Below are 16,371 nucleotides of genomic sequence, written 5' to 3' on the forward strand. Positions count from 1 at the left end.
TTCGCGCGCGGGGCGCGAGCTTCCTTTTTACCTTACAGTATAGAGCGCGCTCGAAGTCAAGCGCCGCGCGCTACTCCATGCGCTCGATGCGCACGGCTTCGCCGAGCGTCGAGACTTTGTCCGCGCCTTCGACGAAGCGCCCGAGCGGCACAAGTCCGCGAGACTCGCGGAACGGCTTGTAGAATACCGAGAGGTTGCCCCACGGCGCGTAAAGCGCGAGGGTTCCGGCGTCCGGCGTGCAGCTTTCGGGCGCGCCCTCCGTCGAGAGCTCTTTCTCCGTGTAGCCGATGCGCTCGACGCCGTTGAAATCTTTGAAATCGACAGTGACGGGCAGCATCGCCCACAAACTTTCCGCCGACGGGCTGCCGTTGAGCTCCGCGACCGCCTCGCCGCCGCTCCACGTGAATTTCACGCGCTTCGGCGCATCGGCCCACGCGGCGCTCGCGATTACCAGCAGCGCCATGACGCAGACCGCAGTCAAAATTTTCATTTTCGTTCGCTCCTTCCGTTTCGCCGCGCCGTACCTCCGCGCGGCCCTGATGCGCGTATTCTATTTTGCCGCGCGCCTCGATGTCTAATACCTGCGTTGAATTACTTTCTCATGCCTTCGGCGTATGGATTGCGCGGCGGCGCGCTGTTATAATAAAAGTCGGAGAATTTTTCGGACGAATCTGCAATTTGGGAAAAGGGGGCGGCTTTATGGAGACGCGGGTGCTGAAGTACTTTCTCGCAGTGGCGCGCGAGGAGAACATAACGAAGGCGGCGGAGCAGCTGCACATCACGCAGCCGACGCTTTCGCGCCAGCTCGCGCAGCTCGAGGAGGAGCTCGGCGTGCATCTCTTCGAGCGCGGTACGCGGCGGACGACGCTGACGAGCGAGGGGCTTCTGCTGCGCCGGCGCGCGGAGGAGATCGTCGAGCTGATGGACAAGACGGAGCGCGAGCTCGCGGAGCAGGAAGAGCTGGTCGACGGCACGGTCTCGATAGGCTGGGGCGAACTGGAGTCGGTGAAGTTCGTCGCCTCGATGCTTCGCGCCTTCAGCGAAAAATATCCGCTCGTGCGCTACCGCCTCTACAGCGCGAACGCCGACCACACGAAGACGCAGATTGACCGCGGCCTGCTCGACGTCGGCCTTCTGCTCGAGCCGGCGGACATTTCAAAATATGAGTTCATCCGCCTCGGCGTCACAGAGCGCTGGGCCGCCATCATGCCGCCCGACGACCCGCTCGCGACGCTCGAAACGATACGCCCCGGCGACCTTCGCGGGCGGCGGCTGATAATCCCCTTCCGCCCCAACGTGCAGAGCGAGCTTATCAACTGGCTCGGCGACGCCTACGACGCGGACTGCGTCATGTGCGTCAGCAACATGAGCACAAATTCCGCCGTTATGGCGAAGCACGGCTTCGGCTGCGCGCTCGCGGTCGAGGGCAGCCTGCCCTACATCGACCATAACGAGCTGGCGGTCCGTCCGCTCGACGGCTTCACCTCTACTTCCGTGCTCGCGTGGAAGCGCGAGCAGCCCTTCTCCCCCGCGGTGACGAAGTTCATCGAGTTCGTAAAATGCTTCCCGGGCATCGAAAAGCAATAAAATCAAAGCATTAGACATAAACGCACAGCAAAATTTATAGTGTAAGCGCCCCGGCACGAGAGCAGGAAGCTCCGCGGAACGGGGCGCTTAATCGTATGTTGCGCGCGGCTGCGCGGAATCGCGGCGCGCGCGCAAATTTATCGCCGGGGGGAATTTTTATGAACAGACGCGATTTTCTGAAAACGACGCTCGCGGCCGCCGCGGGCGGAGCTATGTTCGGCGGGCTGCGGCTTACGGGCGCGCGCGCCGCGGAGGCGGCTCCGTCGGGAGACGGCGTGAAGAAGAAGATTTTGATAATCACGGGCAGCCCGCGCGCGCACGGCAACTCCAACGCGCTCGCCGACGAGTTCACGCGCGGCGCGCGCGAGGCGGGCCACGAGGTGGTGCGCTTCGACGCGGGACTGAAGAACGTCCGCCCCTGCACGGCCTGCAACCACTGCGGAATGCAGGGCGAGTGCATACTCGACGACGACGATTTCCCGTTCGTGCGCGAGCACATCGCGACCTCGCAGGCGGTGCTCTTCGTCTCGCCGGTCTATTATTACACGATTTCCGCGCAGCTCAAGGCCGTCATCGACCGCTTCTACGCGATCAACGGCACGATCCACGACCGCAAACGCTCGGCCTTCATCCTGACGCTCGCGAACAGCGACATGGAGCGCGTGCAGCCGATAATCGACTACTTCCGCAAGGGGCTCTACGACTATCTCGGCTGGGAGTACGCGGGCCACGTCGTAGGCACGGGGCTCTGGCCCGCAGGCGCGGTGAACGGCACGCGCTTCATGGACGAGGCCTACCGCCTCGGCAGGAATATATAAAAATCACGCAAAGGAGCTGGAAAACATGTCTCTCGGATTCACTGAAATACTTCTGATAGCGCTCTTCATCCTCATAGTCTTCGGCGCGAAGCGCATACCGGAGCTTGCGCGCGCGATGGGGCGCGCGTCCTACGAGTTCAAGAAGGCGAAGGCCGACCTCGAAGCGGAGAGCCGCGACTTCATGAACGCCGCGGAGAAGGCGGCGGAGGCCGAGGAAGCGAAGCGGGGGACGGCGGCGTGAACGACGGAGAGGAGAGCTTCATAAGCCACCTCGAAGCCCTGCGCGGCGCGCTGCTGCGCTGCGTAACCGTCACGGCGGCGCTCTTTCCCGTGGGCTACGCTCTCGCGCCGCGCGTCATCTCCGCGCTGACGGCCTGGTGCTTCCCCGACGGCGCGGCGCTGCACTACTTCGCGCCGATGGAGGTCTTCTTCGTGCAGCTGCGGCTCGCGCTCGTAATCGCGCTCGTCCTCGCCTATCCGTGGAACGCGGCGCAGATATGGCGCTTCGTCCTGCCCGCGCTCTACAAGGACGAACGCCGCGCGCTATCGCGCGCCGTGTTCGCCTCGACGCTGCTTTTCGCCTGCGGCGCGGCCTTCTGCGCGGGGCTCGTGCTGCCCGCCGTGATGAAATTTTCTGGCGGCTTCGCGCACGACGCGCTCGAAGCGAGCATCGGCCTTGCGAACTTCGCAAGCCTCGCGGGCTGGCTCACGCTCGCCTTCGGCCTCATGTTCCAGACGCCCGTCATAGCGCTGCTCGCGGTGCGCTTCGGCGTCGTCTCGGCGGAAAGCCTCGGACGCAGACGCCCCTATGTGATGACGCTGATACTCGTCGCCGCAGGCATACTGACGCCGCCCGACGTGATAAGCCAGCTCGTCATGGCCGTGCCTACGTGGCTGCTCTTCGAGCTCGGACTTTTCGCGGCGAGGCGGATTGAACGGAAAAACGCGGAAAGCGCGGAGATTGCGGAAGAACGGCCCGCGCGTGCGGCGCGCGCATAAGACGCGCGCAATGCCCCAAGGGCATGGCGAAGCGATATACGACAGGTATTAGACGCGAAGGCGCAAAGCTTTTATATTGTAAGCGCGCCGGGGACGGAGTGCCCGCCGCGCAAGAAGCGGAGCGGCGCGCTTACGACTTCACCGAAAGGGCGTAGAAAATGACTATCGACAAAATGAGCGGAATCTGCGGAATAAGCGCGGCGACGCTCGAGCATTACAGGGAGCTCGGCCTTCTGCCCGACGCGGGCGAGGACGAGACGCTGCGCCGCCTCGGCGGGATAAGCTCGTTCGCGAAGGCGGGGCTCGCGCCCGAGAGGCTCGCGGAGAACCCGGTGCTTCTCGACGAAAGCGCGGCGACGCTCGACGAGCGCGTAAGGATTATGAAAAAAGAGCGCTTCCGCCTGCTCGACGAGCTGCACGCAAAACAGCAGGCGCTCGACTGCCTCGACTGTATAATAAGGAAAATCAAAAGCGGCGGCTGCATCTGCCGCTGAAGCAAAGGAGAGGCTTTGAGATGAAGATGAAGAGATTTATCCTGACGTTTGCCGCAATCGCGGCGATCTGCGCGGCCTCCGCGGCGGGAGCGGACGAAGCGAGACACTTCCCCGCGCCCTCGACGGTCAGCCCCGAGATGGCGGCGGCGGTGGACAAGAAGGCGGGCGAGCTCTGGTACAGCGAGCCGAAGAGCGTCGAAGAATGGAACAAAATAACGGGCGGCTACACGGAATGGGCCGCGCCGCACGCCGTCGAAACCGCGAAGCAGCTCGGCGTGACGATAACGGAGGAAAAAATCGCGGGCGTCACAGTGCGCACTCTGACGCCGAAAACGATAGACGAGGACAAGAAGGATAAAATAATCTACTACATCCACGGCGGCGGCTACGTCTTCGGCGACGGCGTCGCGGGCACGCTCGAAGGCACGCTGATGGCGGCCAGCAACAACTACAGGGTCGTCGCGGTCGACTACCGCCTCGCGCCGCAGCATCCCTATCCCGCCGCTATCGACGACGCCTTCGCAGTTTATAAGGAGCTCGTGAAAAAATACGGCGCGCAGAATATCGCGGTGCTCGGCACATCGACCGGCGGCGCGATGACGCTGATACTCGCGCTCCAGTGCATAGAGGGCGGCGTCCCCGTCCCCGGCGCGCTCATATCGGGCACGCCGTGGAGCGAGATGGACAAGATAGGCGACAGCTACGTGACGAACGAAGGCGTGGACAACATCCTCGGCACCTACGACCATCTGATAAAGGCCTCGGCCGAGGTCTACGCGGACGGCGCGGATCTCAAAGACCCGCTCGTCTCGCCCATATACGCGAAGGGCGAAGAGCTTGCGCAGTTCCCGCCGACGCTGCTCGTCACCGGCACGCGCGACCTCTTCCTCAGCAACACGGCCCGTATGCACAAGCTGCTGCTGATGAACGGCGCGGAGGCGGAGCTGCTGGTCTACGAGGCGCTCTCGCACGCGCAGTACTACCTGGTCCCCGACGCGCCCGAGACGGCGGACCACCACAAGCTGATGGATATGTTCCTCGACGAACATTTTCTGAAAAAGAACTGAAACGCAGCGCGGCCCGGACGAAACGGGCCGCGCACTTCAAATCAACGGGGAGGCGTTAAAAAATGACGATAGGCGAAGCTTCTGAAAAGACCGGACTGAGCGCGGACACACTGAGATATTACGAGAAAATCGGACTCATACCGCCCGTCCCGAGAAGGGAGAACGGCCTGCGCGACTACGGCGCGGAGACGATAAAGCTCGTCGCGCTCATACAGCGGCTCAAGGAGACCGGAATGCAGCTCGAAACGATACAGGCCTACCTGCGGCTCGCCATGCTCGGCAGCTCCACGCGCGAAGAGCGCCGCGAGCTCCTCCTCGAAACACGCGAAAATATAATGAAAAAGATAGACGGCCTGCTCGCCTGCCTGCGCCGCGCCGACGATCAGCTCGCGCACTACGAGAGCACAGTGACGCCCGAGACGGAGCTCGCCGTGAGCGGCTGGGCCGCGCGGGAGACGCGCACGGGCGCGGCGGCGTAGCGCAAAATCACGCGCGGAAGAGCGGGACTTCCCACTCTCCGACAAGCGGCGGACAGCCGCTCAGCCCGCAGACGAAGCGGAAGAGCGGCGAGCTTTCGTGAATTTCATAAAACTCGCCCGACGAGAACTCGACGTCTATATATCTGACGCAGGCGGAGGCTCCGCCGCAGTCGAGCGCGTCGCAGCGATAGACGACGGACGTTATCTCTCCCGCGGAAGCCGCGTCGGACTCGCAAAAATTTTCCTCTGACAATTTTTCGGCAATCAGCCCAAGCTCGTATTTCGTAATCATCGCGCGCCTCCGGAAATTTTTATTCGCCGGCGCTAAGTTTACCACTGCCGCGCGCGCCGCGGCGCTTGACTTCAACCTTGCTCAAAGAGATATAAAGTAACCGCCGGGACCTCGCGCGAAAGGAGAGAGACGCATGGAAAAAGAATTCGTATATTTCTGCCGCCATTTCTGGATCGTGCTCCGCGACATCGCGCCCTTCTGGGCGGCGGGAATCGTCGGCGGCTCCGTCGTCTCCGTATTCGCGAAGGAACGGCTCAACGCGCTCTTCGCGCGCATATCGCGCGGGCGCTTCTCGATATTCGCGGCGAGCGCGATAGGCGTCGCATCGCCGCTCTGCATGTACGGCACTGTGCCGCTCGCGGCCTCGTTCTCGGAAAAGGGCATGGACGACGGCGTGCTCGCCGCGTTTATGATGAGCTCCGTACTGCTCAACCCGCAGCTGATGATTTACACCGCGGCGCTCGGCGCGGAGGCGCTCGCCGCGCGCACGGCTGCGGCGTTCCTATGCGGCGCGGCGGCTGGATTTCTCGTCCGGCGCTTCTTTCGCGGCGGCTTCTTCAATTTCGACGGCTTCGCGCGCGCGGAGAACCGCGACACAGATCCGAACCTCGCCGCGCGCCTGCTGAAAAACATAGGCCGCAACGTCCGCGCCACGGCCCCGGGCTTCCTCGGCGGCGTCGCGCTGACCGCCGCGCTCATGCGCCTCGTCCCGTCGCGCGCGATAGCGGGAGCGTTCGGCGAAAGCGGCTTCGGCATAGCCGCCGCGGCTCTCGCGGGCGTGCCGCTATACTTCTGCGGCGGCGGCACGATACCGCTGCTCGCCGAATGGATGGGCCGCGGCATGGGCCTCGGCCCCGCCGTCGCCTTCATGCTCTCCGGCCCCGCGACAAAGCTGACGAACCTCGGCGCGCTGAAGACGGTTCTCGGCGCGCGCAGCTTCGCGCTATACATAGCCTTCTCTCTAACCTTCGCAGTCACGGCGGGATACGCCGCAGCCTTTCTCCAATAGTTCCGTTCTTCCCTCAAAGCGCCCCGCCGCCGGCAACAGCGGCGGGGCTTTTCACGTTCGCCGCACCGTCGCTGATTATATCTCCTGATTATGCTGATTATCTGATTATCAAATATAATCAGATAATTATCAGATAGATTACAAGCAATCAGAAGCAGTAAAAGGCCAGCTTCGCCGCGGCGCCGCCCTTTAATTATTTCGACGCGCCCGAATTTATATAATAACGCACATTGCTGCCGCTTCCCTCTTTGACGAGCAGGCCGTCGCCGGTGAGCTTCCTTAACAGCAGCACCGCGGTCGCCTGTGATATCTCAAACGCTTTTTCCAAATCCTTGCGCGTAACATATCCGTTTTCTCGGCACAGCTCCTCAATTACGCGAACACGCTCTTCTTTTGCTCTTTCCCTACGCGCAGGCACCTTTTCCGCGACTGCCTCCGCGCCTGCGCCGAAATTGACGTTCGGCAGCGTCACCTTGAATGCGTGGCTCGAAGCCTCTATCTTCGGCTTTTGAAGCGCTTCCTCGTAACACTCGTTTATTTTCAGCATCCCCGTACCGTACGCCTCGATGAGCCGCAGCCTGTAAAAAATGTTGGCCAGGTTGGGATTGCGCAGAATCGAAACTCCAAGGCGCAGGTCGTCCATCGAGAGCCCTTTCACAAGTCCGCCGACTGAGACGAATTCAATGCGGTCGTCGAAAACGCTTATCAGGGTCGGAGCGCTGAATGAGTAGTCCCTATGCACAAGCGCGTTCAGCAAAGCTTCCCGTACCGCCTCTGGCGGATAATCGCGCCGGTCTATGCGGTCAAGCCCGTCAAATTCGGCGCGCGTGCGGTTGAACCGGTCGATGAATTCGTATGCTCCGTCGAGCTGCGCGAGAAGCGAGCCGGACAGCTCCAGCCTGTCTTTGAATACGCTCTTCCTGCCGCCCTCGAAAACGGCCATTTTGAGGGAGTGCGCGCACTGGTCGGAAAGCAGGAACGCAAGATTGGTGTACATCCCGTCTTCGCCTATCATGCGCAGCGTACGCATCTGAGCCGCGCCGAAGGAAACGCCTCTGCGTTTGAAGAATTCCGCAGCTTTGTCGAAGGTGAGCTGCTGTATCAACGAGCGCGCCGCTTCGTAACTGTCGCCGCCCGTTTCCTTAATCATGTCCAGTATCGCCGTTTCGCTCGCGGGTACGGTCGACGCGCCCTGACGCACATAGACGCCTTCGGGGCGTATGCCTTTGCCGCGCAGGTAATATGGGCGCGCCGTTCCGCGCCTCACGGTGACGCGGACGACCTGCTTCCCGTCTATATCCTCGCCGCCGCAGTCTACGAACATCGTAACGTCCGGCCTGACCGCGTCGCGTATTGCGTTGGTCACGCGCAGCATCGTTTCATCTGCGTCGTCCACGCCGCGTATGCTTCCGTCGTCGTTGATTCCAATGTATATAGTGCCGCCGTCACAGTTCGCGAAGGCCACTACCGTATTTTTGATATCGTCGACATATTCTCGCTTTAATTCGGTGGTTTTATTCTCCGTCTGCATTCGCACCGTCCCTGACTATTTGATAATATCTGCTGATATCTAATAATAGCTGATAATTATTATAATCAGATATTATTAGATGTCTATCACAATAATCAAAACCGGCGGCGCGTGGATATTTTCCCCGCGCCGCCGGTTGGCTGTCGTTTTGATTTTATGACTTCGCGCGCCGCTAGGCTTCGCCCATCATCGCGCGGACGCAGTTGGCTCGGTCGCCGAAGTCTTTTTTGCCCATGCCGTAGCCGGTTTTTTCGAGGCGCATGAGCGGCATCGGGCCGAAGCCGGTTGCGAAGTGCTTCAGCAGCGCCGCGCCGGTCGGCGTGCAGAGCTCGCCGCGCACTTCTCCGCCGTATATCGGGACGCCCTCGAGGATGCGCGCCGTCGCGGGCGCGGGGACGGGCAGGACGCCGTGGGCGCAGCGCACCGTGCCGCTGCCTACGTGTACCGGTGATGCGGTCACGCGCGCGGGCGCGAGCTCGTGCATGAGCAGCGAGACGGCCGCGACGTCGGCGACGGCGTCCATCGCGCCGACCTCATGGAAGTGTATCTCCATCACTGGCACGCCGTGGACGGCGCTTTCGGCTTCGGCGATTATTTTATATACGGCGAGCGCACCGGCTTTCGCCGCTTCGGGCATGTCGAGGCGCGCGAATATCGCTTCGATGTCCGCCATGCCCGCGTGGTGGTGATGGCCGTCGCAAGCATGCTCGTGCGTATGTTCGTGCTCATGGATGCGCTCGCAAGCTTCGTCGTGAGTACGTTCTTCATGGCAGTGCCCGCGCAGCTCTTCGTGAGGATGCGCGCTGCGGTGTTCGTGTATGTGCGCGTCGTCGTGAGCATGCTCGTGATGATGCCCGTGCTCGTCCGCGCACTCTTCTTCGCCGTTTACCAAGACTTCCATGCGCGTGCCCTTTATGCCGCATTTGACGCATGGGACGGCGCGGTATTCGACGCCGGGGATTCCGAGCGCGTTGAGCCGCTCGACGAATTTTTCGGGCTCGGGCATGAGCTCGAGCAGCGCCGCCGTGAGCATGTCGCCCGCCGCGCCCATTCCGCAGTCTATGTATAAGGCCTTCATTCTATTTCACCCCTATGTGGTTTATCATGCTCGCGAGGTAGCCCGCGCCGAAGCCGTTGTCGATGTTGACGACGGAGACGCCGCTCGCGCAGGAGTTGAGCATCGAGAGCAGCGCCGAGAGGCCGCCGAACGACGCGCCGTAGCCGACGCTGGTCGGGACGGCTATGACGGGACAGTCGGCGAGGCCGCCTATGACGCTCGCGAGCGCCCCTTCCATGCCCGCTATCGCGACTATCGCGGACGCGCCCATTATGTCGTCTGTGTGCGCGAGCAGGCGGTGCAGCCCCGCGACGCCGACGTCGTAGAGGCGAGTGACTTTGTTGCCGAGCGCCTCGGCGGTGAGCGCCGCCTCCTCCGCTACGGGCATGTCGCTCGTCCCGCCCGTGGCGACTACTATCGTGCCGCGTCCGTCCGGCTCGGGCATTTCGCCCGCTATGCCGACGCGCCCGATTTCATGGTAGGCGAGCGGGACGGAGAGCGCGACGGCGCGCGCCGCCTCCGCGCCCATGCGCGTGATGAGCACGGTTTTCTGCCCGCCGTCGAGCATCGTCTTCGCTATTTCCGCGATTTGCTCCGGGCGCTTGCCAGCGCCGTAGATGACCTCGGCTATGCCCTGGCGCAGCGAGCGGTGGCTGTCTATCTTCGCGAAGCCGAGGTCGCGGAAGGGCTCTTCGCGCAGCTCCTCCATGACTTCGTCTACCGTGGCGGCTCCCGCCGCAAGACGGACGAGGAGCTCCCTTATATTTTTCTTGTCCATTTTTTATCTGCCCTCCATGTCGAGAAGCACCGTTTCGAAGTACGGCGCGAGCGCCGATTTTATCTCAAAGTGGCGCGCCGCGGCGCCCATTATCTGCGATTCGGGAAGCTGCACGCGCGCAGCGCCGTGGAAGAGACGCACGCGCAGATCCGTGAAGCCGAGCGCGGCGAGCGCCGCCTCCGCCCCCTCGACGCGCCGCAGCGCCGCGGCGTCGATCTGCGTTCCGGTCGGGACGCGCGTCGCGAGGCATGCGTATGCGGGCTTATCCCACGTGAAGAGCCCCGCCTCGGCTGAGAGGCGGCGTATCTCAGCCTTCGTGAGGCCGCATTCGCGCAGCGGCGAGCGCACGCACATCTCGCGCAGCGCCTTCATGCCCGGGCGGTCGCCCTCGTCGTCCGACGCGTTCGTGCCGTCTATTATCAGGCTGAATCCGTCGCGCTCCGCCTCGCTCGCTATCGCGCCGAATATCCGTTTCTTGCATAAATAGCAGCGCTCGGGCGGGTTCGCGGCGATTTCCGCGCACGACAGCACCGAGAGCGGAATCACCGTCATCGGCGCAGAAAGCCGGTCAGCGAGCCGCCGCGCGTCGTCGAGCTCGAACTGCGGCTGAAATTCGCTCTTTACGTAATAGGCGCGGAAATCAGCGCCGCAGCGCGAGGCCGCGTACATCAGGTACGCGGAGTCGACGCCGCCCGAAAAGGCGAGCGCGGCGCGCGGGTTTTCCGCGAAAAATTTTTCAAGTCCTCCGATGGCGGACGCCGGCAAAAAGCGCATCGCAACACCTCCGCGCGGACGCGACGGCCCGCGGATATGACGCCTTCGTGGCGCGAAAAGTATTCTGTGAAAAAACGCGGCGAGCGCCGCAAAAAGCCGCTTCTGCGGCGGCGGCCCGTCCGTGCGGGCGCGTGCCGGAGCCTGCGCGCTTCGCGCTTCCTTCGCGCGAAAGCCGTATTCAGCATAAACGCGGGAGCGGACTCCAAGTCAACGGTTTATTTTAATATGCGCGCGCGGAAAATTCCAGCGCGGCGGCCATACAAAAAGCTCTCCCGCCGCGCGCGGGAGAGCCTGCGTCGATTTATCGTCCCTTCGCCTACCACGCGGCGACGTATCCGTCGGCGCGCGGCTCGGTCGCGCCGACGAGCGCGCCGGACTCCGTGCGCTGTATTATCTGTCCGCGGCCATAGTCGATGCGGTCGAAGTCAATGCGCACGTCGTGGCCCATCGCCGCGAGCTTCGCCGCGACGTGGTTCGGCACGCCCTGCTCGAGGCCGACCGTGCTGTCGCGGAACCACTGCCAGCGCGGAGCGTCGAGCGACTCCTGCGGGTTGAGCGCGAAGTCTATCATGTTGACCGCCATCTGCACGTGTCCCTGCGGCTGCATGAAGGCCCCCATCACGCCGAACGGGCCGACGGGCTCGCCGCCGCGCGTGATGAAGCCCGGGATTATCGTGTGGTAGGGCTTTTTGCGCGGCGCGAGGCAGTTCGGCGACTCGGGGTCGAGCGAAAAGTTGTTGCCGCGGTTGTGCAGCGTCACGCCAGTGCCCGGCACGCAGAGGCCGGAGCCGAAGCCCTGATAGTTGCTCTGTATCATAGAAATCATATTTCCATCGCCGTCCGCGGCCGCTAGGTAGACGGTGCCGCCGGAGCTCTGGCGCTCCGACGTAGGCAGCCCCGCGCGCTCCGGGTCTATCAGCGCGGCGCGGCGCTTCGCGAATCCGTCCGAGAGCAGCTCTTCGACGCTGCGGCGCATATAGCGCGGGTCTGCGACCTCGGCGAGCGACTCCGCAAAGGCGAGCTTCATCGCCTCGATTTGCAGATGATAGCTGCGCGCGCACTCGCGTTCCGCAAAGTCGAAATTGTTCAGAATGTTGAGCGCCATCAGCGCCGTTATGCCCTGTCCGTTCGGCGGTATCTCCCAGACGTCGTACCCTTTGTAGTTCGCGTGTATCGGCTCCACCCACTCGGGGCTGAAGGCCGCCAAATCTTCGAGACGCAGCCAGCCGCCGCAGGACTTCGAGAAAGCGTCTATCGCCTCGGCTATCTCGCCCTCGTAGAAGGCGCGCGCGGCGCTCTCCGCGATTTTGCGCAGCGTCGCGGCCTGCGCGGGATTGCGCCAGATTTCGCCAGGCTCGGGCGCGCAGCCTCCGAGCGTGAAGCTCTCGAAGATGTGCGCGAAATGCGCGCCGTCGAGATTTTTCGCAAACTTCGCGAAGGCGCGCTTCCAAAGCGCGCTGACGGTCGGCGATACGGGGAAGCCGTTCTCGGCGTACCACGCGGCGGGCGCGAGGACCTCCTCGAGCGGCAGGCGTCCGAAGCGGCGGTTCAGCTCCGCCCACGCGGCGGGCGCGCCGGGGACGGTGACCGCCTCCCAGCCGTAGAGCGGCATTTTATCACAGCCGCGCGCGCGCAGGGCCTCCGCGTCCGCGAGCGCCGGCGCGAAGCCGCTCGAGTTCAGCCCGTGCAGCCTGCCGCCGCTCCATACGAGCGCGAAGCCGTCGCCGCCGATGCCGTTGCTCGTCGGCTCGACGACCGTCAGGCACGCGGCGGTCGCGACGGCGGCGTCGACGGCGCTGCCGCCCTTCTTTATCATGTCGAGCCCCGCCTGCGCCGCGAGCGGCTGCGTCGCGCAGACCATGCCGCGGGAGCCGTAGACGAGAGTGCGGCGCGAGGGATATTTATAGGAGAAAGGGTCGAAATTCAACAGAAACACCACTCTTTATAAAATTCTTTGAAGCTCCGCCGATAGTGTAATAAAAATCTCCGCGCGAGGCAACGCCCGCATATCCGCCGTTCCGCGAAGCGGCGATATAATATACCGCGGCGCGGATATCCGCGCGGGAGGAGAAAAATAATGGAGATAAGCCTGATACTCGCGGAAGAGATAACGAAGCTCTTCATCATAATGGCGATGGGCTGGGCGCTCGTCAGGGCGCGCGTGCTCAAAACGGAGGACAGCCGCGTCATATCCGCGATAATAGTCTACCTCGTCGCGCCGTGCATAATCATAAGCTCGTTCCAGATAGAGCACTCGCGGCAGGTCGTCAGCGGCCTCCTCTTCTCCTTTGCCGCCGCGCTCTTCGCGCACGCGCTCTTCCTGCTGCTCGCTGCCGTTTTCGGACGCGCGCTGCGCCTCGACACGGCCGAGAAGCTGACCGTCGTCTACACCAACGCGGGCATACTCGTGCTGCCGCTCGTGCAGGCGATGCTCGGCGGCGAATATCTCGTCTACTCCTGCGCCTTCATCGTCGTCCAGCTCATTCTGCTCTGGACGCACTGCCGCTGCGTGCTGAGCGGCAGCGCCGGGATAGGCTGGAGGAAGATACTGTTCAACCTCAACGTCATATCGATATTCATAGGCGGCGCTATGTTCCTGCTCGGCGTGCGGCTGCCCGAAATCGTCGACGGCACGCTCAAGATGACCGGCTCGATGATAGGGCCGCTCGGCATGCTGCTCGCGGGCATGGTCATCGCCGACGTGCCGGCGCGCCGCATCTTCGGCGACAGGCGGCGCTACCTCGCCTCGGCGCTGCGCCTCGTCGCCGCGCCGGTAATCCTGCTCATCGCCTTCAAAATCTGCGGCGCGGCGCAAATGATTCCAGACGGCAAAAATATCCTGCTCGTCGTCTACCTCGCGGGCGTGACGCCCGCCTGCGCGACCGTCACCTCGATGGCGCAGCTCTACGGCGACATCGGAGACCGCACCGGCGTGCTCTACGTTCTGACGACGCTGCTCTCCATCGTCACGATGCCGCTCGTGATAGCGCTTTACGAGACTGTCATATAATAGCGGGCGGCTTCCCGCGGCGCGCGGCGCGGGGTATAATTGCCGGTCGGGACATCGCGCGGAAACGGAGGCGGAAATTTTGAAAGACGGCGAAAACGTAAAGCTCAGGGCGTTCAGGGCGGCCTTCCCCTACACTCTGCCTATTTTCGCGGGCTTCTGGTTCATCGGCCTCGCATACGGAATATACATGAACGTCTCGGGCTTCAGTTTCGTCTACCCGATGGTCATGAGCGCCGTCATCTTTGGCGGCTCGCTCGAATTCGTCGCCGTCTCGATGCTGCTCTCGCCCTTCGCGCCGCTCCAGACGCTCATGGCGGCGCTGATGATACAGGCGCGCCACCTCTTCTACGGCGTGTCGATGCTCGAAAGATTCAAGGGGCTCGGCTGGATGCGCCCATACCTGATATTCGGCATGTGCGACGAGACCTTCTCGATAAACTACACGGCGGAGATCCCCGAGGGCGTGGACCGCGGATGGTTCATGTTCTTCGTGACGCTGCTGAACCAGCTCTACTGGGTCTCGGGCGCTACGCTCGGCGGAATTTTGAGCTCGATGCTGACCTTCGACACCGAGGGCATAGAATTCGTCATGACGGCCATGTTCGTAGTCATCTTCCTGGAACAGTGGCTGAAGGAGAAAAAGCACTGGACGGGGCTCATCGGCCTCGCCGCCTCCGCACTGTGCCTCGCGCTCTTCGGCGCGGACTCCTTCCTCATTCCTAGCATGCTCTGCATACTTTTCTGCCTCTCGGCATTCGGCGGGCCGATTGAAAAAGCGGGAGGCTGGGCGAAATGACGCAGGCGCAGGAGATAATGACGATAGCGATATGCGTCGCCGGGACGATGGCGACGCGCTTCCTGCCGTTCCTGATTTTCCGCGAGGGCCGTCCCGTGCCGCCCTACGTGCAGTATCTGGGAAAAGCCCTGCCCTCCGCGATATTCGCGATGCTCGTGGTCTACTGCCTCAAAAACGTGGACTTCGCCTCCGGCGCGCACGGCCTGCCGGAATTAATCTCGATCGCCGCGACCGTCGCCCTCCACCTCTGGAAGCGCCGCATGCTGCTGTCTATACTCGGCGGCACGCTCTGCTATATGGCGCTGGTGCAGTTGGTGTTCTAGCGTAAGCCGCGCCGTTTTCTGTCTATTTCATAAAAATCTGAATTATTATTCCTCTCTCTAAAAAATATATTATATAATACCATTGTCGCTTCTACTTATTTACGAAAGAAGGTCTGAGAATGGACGAATTTGCTATGCGCGCCCTGGAACACCTCAAAAAGCTTGTTTCAATCCCGTCGGCCTCGGGCAACGAAAACGAGGTCGCGGAGTATTGTTATCGGACTGTGGAAGCCGCGGGCTTCCGCGCCGAGAAAATTCCGACCGACGACGGACGCTTCGTCGTCTACGCCGAGATGCGCGGCGGCAGACTGGGCAAGACGCTGCTCTTCTCCGGGCACATCGACACGGTGCCGGTGGTCGGCGGCTGGGACACGGACCCGCACACCGCGGTCCTCAAAACGGTCGGCGGCGAGGAGCGGCTCTACGGCCTCGGCTCGAGCGACATGAAATCCGGAATAGCGCTGATGCTTGCGCTCGCCGAGTACATGGGCGGCAAGGGGCCCGACGCTTTCTCCGGCGTGCTCTCGATGGCCTTCCTCCCCGATGAAGAGGCCTATTCCGTCGGCGCGCGCACGCTCATAAAGCACGGCGTCAAGGCCGACGTCTCCGTCATGACTGAGCCGGGCTTCGGACAGATATACGTCGGCGGCCCGGGCAAGATGCTCGTCAAGGCCGTAGCCAAGGGCAAGGCATGCCACGGCGCGAGGCCGGAGGAGGGGATCAACGCCGTCGTCGAACTGGCAAAGCTCATCGCCGTGCTAGACAAGATCCCGCTGCGCGACGACGGCGAGATGGGGCCGCAGCAGTACGTCCCGTTCTCTATAAAGGGCGGCCCGGACCACTACTCGCTCTCCGTCCCGCAGGACTGTTACTGCTTCATCAGCAAACAGCTAGTGCCTGGCGAGACGAAGGAAGAGGTTTTCGCCAACCTCGAGGAAGCCGTCCGCGGGCTGAACATACAGGGCAGCATCACCTTCGAGCTGTCGAAGCCCTTCTACATGCCCTACCGCGTCGACGAGACGAGCGCGGAATTCAAGCTCTTCGAAGAGGTCTGCAAAAAAGAGCTCGGCTGCGTACCGCCCTACGCCATCGAGCCGAGCGTCAGCGACTCGAACTGCCTCTCGGGCGAGGCCGGCATCCCCGTCATAATGTTCGGCGCGGACGGCCACGGCAACCACCAGGCAAACGAATACGTCGTCGTCTCCTCCATCGACGCCGTAGGCCGCGTCTACCGCGGCTTCACGCACAGCTATCTCGCCTGACGAAGCCCGGCGCGGAGGGACGTGTCCTCCGCGCTTTTCACCACTCGGCTTTTCGGAAGCGCACGCGACATAAAGCGTGCGCTTTATTATTACAA

General features: G+C 62.6%; 19 protein-coding genes. 12 read left to right on the forward strand and 7 right to left on the reverse strand.

All coding sequences use genetic code 11. From position 1 onward, the window contains the following. Positions 1-70 precede the first annotated feature (70 nt). Positions 71-490, reverse strand: a complete 420-nt coding sequence (locus ABGT66_RS01250; RefSeq protein WP_346688272.1) for a cyclophilin-like fold protein — start codon at positions 488-490, stop codon at positions 71-73. Positions 491-699: 209 nt separating this feature from the next. Between ABGT66_RS01250 and ABGT66_RS01255 the strand changes: the two genes are divergently transcribed. The 7 genes from ABGT66_RS01255 (at position 700) to ABGT66_RS01285 (ending at position 5,444) form a co-directional block, all read left to right on the forward strand. Further along, a complete protein-coding gene (locus tag ABGT66_RS01255) occupies positions 700-1,587 on the forward strand; it encodes a LysR family transcriptional regulator (protein WP_346688274.1) in 888 nt (295 codons plus the stop codon). A 158-nt stretch (positions 1,588-1,745) separates the two neighbouring features. Beyond that, complete coding sequence (locus ABGT66_RS01260) at positions 1,746-2,405, forward strand: flavodoxin family protein (protein ID WP_346688276.1); 660 nt, start codon at positions 1,746-1,748, stop codon at positions 2,403-2,405. Positions 2,406-2,430: 25 nt separating this feature from the next. Continuing rightward, complete coding sequence (tatA, locus tag ABGT66_RS01265) at positions 2,431-2,646, forward strand: twin-arginine translocase TatA/TatE family subunit (protein WP_346688277.1); 216 nt, start codon at positions 2,431-2,433, stop codon at positions 2,644-2,646. Continuing rightward, complete coding sequence (tatC, locus tag ABGT66_RS01270) at positions 2,643-3,404, forward strand: twin-arginine translocase subunit TatC (protein WP_346688278.1); 762 nt, start codon at positions 2,643-2,645, stop codon at positions 3,402-3,404. Before tatA ends, tatC begins: the two co-directional genes overlap by 4 nt. A gap of 158 nt (positions 3,405-3,562) precedes the next feature. Beyond that, entirely contained in the window at positions 3,563-3,898 is a 336-nt protein-coding gene (locus ABGT66_RS01275) for a hypothetical protein (protein ID WP_300262150.1), read from the forward strand. 20 nt (positions 3,899-3,918) lie between these two features. Next, complete coding sequence (locus ABGT66_RS01280; RefSeq protein WP_346688281.1) at positions 3,919-4,965, forward strand: alpha/beta hydrolase; 1,047 nt, start codon at positions 3,919-3,921, stop codon at positions 4,963-4,965. 62 nt (positions 4,966-5,027) lie between these two features. Continuing rightward, on the forward strand, positions 5,028-5,444 hold the full coding sequence (locus ABGT66_RS01285) for a MerR family transcriptional regulator (RefSeq protein WP_294193735.1): 417 nt from the start codon (positions 5,028-5,030) through the stop codon (positions 5,442-5,444). A gap of 7 nt (positions 5,445-5,451) precedes the next feature. Here ABGT66_RS01285 and ABGT66_RS01290 read toward each other — a convergent pair whose 3' ends face one another. Further along, entirely contained in the window at positions 5,452-5,736 is a 285-nt protein-coding gene (locus tag ABGT66_RS01290; protein ID WP_346688282.1) for a hypothetical protein, read from the reverse strand. Positions 5,737-5,869: 133 nt separating this feature from the next. Here ABGT66_RS01290 and ABGT66_RS01295 point away from each other — a divergent pair, with 133 nt between their 5' ends. Further along, positions 5,870-6,745, forward strand: coding sequence for a permease (locus ABGT66_RS01295; protein ID WP_346688283.1), 876 nt, complete (start codon positions 5,870-5,872; stop codon positions 6,743-6,745). Positions 6,746-6,938: 193 nt separating this feature from the next. On the opposite strand, the gene ABGT66_RS01300 is transcribed toward ABGT66_RS01295, so the two are convergent. The 5 genes from ABGT66_RS01300 to ABGT66_RS01320 form a co-directional block, all read right to left on the reverse strand. Further along, the gene (locus tag ABGT66_RS01300) at positions 6,939-8,276 is read right to left on the reverse strand and encodes an RNA-binding domain-containing protein (RefSeq protein ID WP_300262164.1); all 1,338 of its coding nucleotides are present in this window, start codon (positions 8,274-8,276) and stop codon (positions 6,939-6,941) included. Positions 8,277-8,448: 172 nt separating this feature from the next. Further along, a complete protein-coding gene (locus ABGT66_RS01305) occupies positions 8,449-9,354 on the reverse strand; it encodes a LarC family nickel insertion protein (RefSeq protein ID WP_346688284.1) in 906 nt (301 codons plus the stop codon). 1 nt (position 9,355) lies between these two features. Further along, positions 9,356-10,111: a nickel pincer cofactor biosynthesis protein LarB gene (larB, locus tag ABGT66_RS01310; protein WP_294193731.1), complete on the reverse strand. Its 756-nt coding sequence runs from the start codon at positions 10,109-10,111 to the stop codon at positions 9,356-9,358. 3 nt (positions 10,112-10,114) lie between these two features. Next, positions 10,115-10,885: an ATP-dependent sacrificial sulfur transferase LarE gene (larE, locus tag ABGT66_RS01315; protein WP_346688286.1), complete on the reverse strand. Its 771-nt coding sequence runs from the start codon at positions 10,883-10,885 to the stop codon at positions 10,115-10,117. Positions 10,886-11,201: 316 nt separating this feature from the next. Beyond that, positions 11,202-12,821 carry a gamma-glutamyltransferase family protein gene (locus ABGT66_RS01320; protein WP_346688287.1) on the reverse strand — a complete coding sequence of 540 codons (1,620 nt, stop codon included), beginning with the start codon at positions 12,819-12,821 and terminating at the stop codon, positions 11,202-11,204. 141 nt (positions 12,822-12,962) lie between these two features. On the opposite strand from ABGT66_RS01320, the gene ABGT66_RS01325 reads away from it, so the two are divergent. The 4 genes from ABGT66_RS01325 to ABGT66_RS01340 all read left to right on the forward strand — a co-directional run bounded on the left by ABGT66_RS01325 (position 12,963) and on the right by ABGT66_RS01340 (position 16,276). Further along, positions 12,963-13,895 (forward strand): AEC family transporter, encoded by a 933-nt coding sequence (locus tag ABGT66_RS01325; protein WP_346688289.1) that lies wholly within the window; start codon positions 12,963-12,965, stop codon positions 13,893-13,895. Between the two features lie 79 nt (positions 13,896-13,974). Then, on the forward strand, positions 13,975-14,691 hold the full coding sequence (locus ABGT66_RS01330; RefSeq protein ID WP_346688290.1) for an AzlC family ABC transporter permease: 717 nt from the start codon (positions 13,975-13,977) through the stop codon (positions 14,689-14,691). Then, the gene (locus tag ABGT66_RS01335; protein WP_303148111.1) at positions 14,688-15,014 is read left to right on the forward strand and encodes a branched-chain amino acid transporter permease; all 327 of its coding nucleotides are present in this window, start codon (positions 14,688-14,690) and stop codon (positions 15,012-15,014) included. Before ABGT66_RS01330 ends, ABGT66_RS01335 begins: the two co-directional genes overlap by 4 nt. Before the next feature lie 119 nt (positions 15,015-15,133). Next, the gene (locus ABGT66_RS01340) at positions 15,134-16,276 is read left to right on the forward strand and encodes a M20/M25/M40 family metallo-hydrolase (RefSeq protein ID WP_346688291.1); all 1,143 of its coding nucleotides are present in this window, start codon (positions 15,134-15,136) and stop codon (positions 16,274-16,276) included. Positions 16,277-16,371: the final 95 nt, after the last annotated feature.

The organism is uncultured Cloacibacillus sp. (assembly GCF_963926575.1).
In the GTDB taxonomy this organism is placed as follows: Bacteria; Synergistota; Synergistia; order Synergistales; family Synergistaceae; genus Caccocola; species Caccocola faecigallinarum.

Excerpts from the sequence above, each read along its gene's own strand:
- ABGT66_RS01250 (WP_346688272.1), bottom strand. The coding sequence starts at position 490 with ATGAAAATTTTGACTGCGGTCTGCGTCATGGCGCTGCTGGTAATCGCG.
- ABGT66_RS01255 (WP_346688274.1), top strand. The coding sequence starts at position 700 with ATGGAGACGCGGGTGCTGAAGTACTTTCTCGCAGTGGCGCGCGAGGAG.
- ABGT66_RS01260 (WP_346688276.1), top strand. The coding sequence starts at position 1,746 with ATGAACAGACGCGATTTTCTGAAAACGACGCTCGCGGCCGCCGCGGGC.
- tatA (WP_346688277.1), top strand. The coding sequence starts at position 2,431 with ATGTCTCTCGGATTCACTGAAATACTTCTGATAGCGCTCTTCATCCTC.
- ABGT66_RS01275 (WP_300262150.1), top strand. The coding sequence starts at position 3,563 with ATGACTATCGACAAAATGAGCGGAATCTGCGGAATAAGCGCGGCGACG.
- ABGT66_RS01280 (WP_346688281.1), top strand. The coding sequence starts at position 3,919 with ATGAAGATGAAGAGATTTATCCTGACGTTTGCCGCAATCGCGGCGATC.
- ABGT66_RS01285 (WP_294193735.1), top strand. The coding sequence starts at position 5,028 with ATGACGATAGGCGAAGCTTCTGAAAAGACCGGACTGAGCGCGGACACA.
- ABGT66_RS01290 (WP_346688282.1), bottom strand. The coding sequence starts at position 5,736 with ATGATTACGAAATACGAGCTTGGGCTGATTGCCGAAAAATTGTCAGAG.
- ABGT66_RS01295 (WP_346688283.1), top strand. The coding sequence starts at position 5,870 with ATGGAAAAAGAATTCGTATATTTCTGCCGCCATTTCTGGATCGTGCTC.
- ABGT66_RS01300 (WP_300262164.1), bottom strand. The coding sequence starts at position 8,276 with ATGCAGACGGAGAATAAAACCACCGAATTAAAGCGAGAATATGTCGAC.
- ABGT66_RS01305 (WP_346688284.1), bottom strand. The coding sequence starts at position 9,354 with ATGAAGGCCTTATACATAGACTGCGGAATGGGCGCGGCGGGCGACATG.
- larB (WP_294193731.1), bottom strand. The coding sequence starts at position 10,111 with ATGGACAAGAAAAATATAAGGGAGCTCCTCGTCCGTCTTGCGGCGGGA.
- larE (WP_346688286.1), bottom strand. The coding sequence starts at position 10,885 with ATGCGCTTTTTGCCGGCGTCCGCCATCGGAGGACTTGAAAAATTTTTC.
- ABGT66_RS01325 (WP_346688289.1), top strand. The coding sequence starts at position 12,963 with ATGGAGATAAGCCTGATACTCGCGGAAGAGATAACGAAGCTCTTCATC.
- ABGT66_RS01335 (WP_303148111.1), top strand. The coding sequence starts at position 14,688 with ATGACGCAGGCGCAGGAGATAATGACGATAGCGATATGCGTCGCCGGG.
- ABGT66_RS01340 (WP_346688291.1), top strand. The coding sequence starts at position 15,134 with ATGGACGAATTTGCTATGCGCGCCCTGGAACACCTCAAAAAGCTTGTT.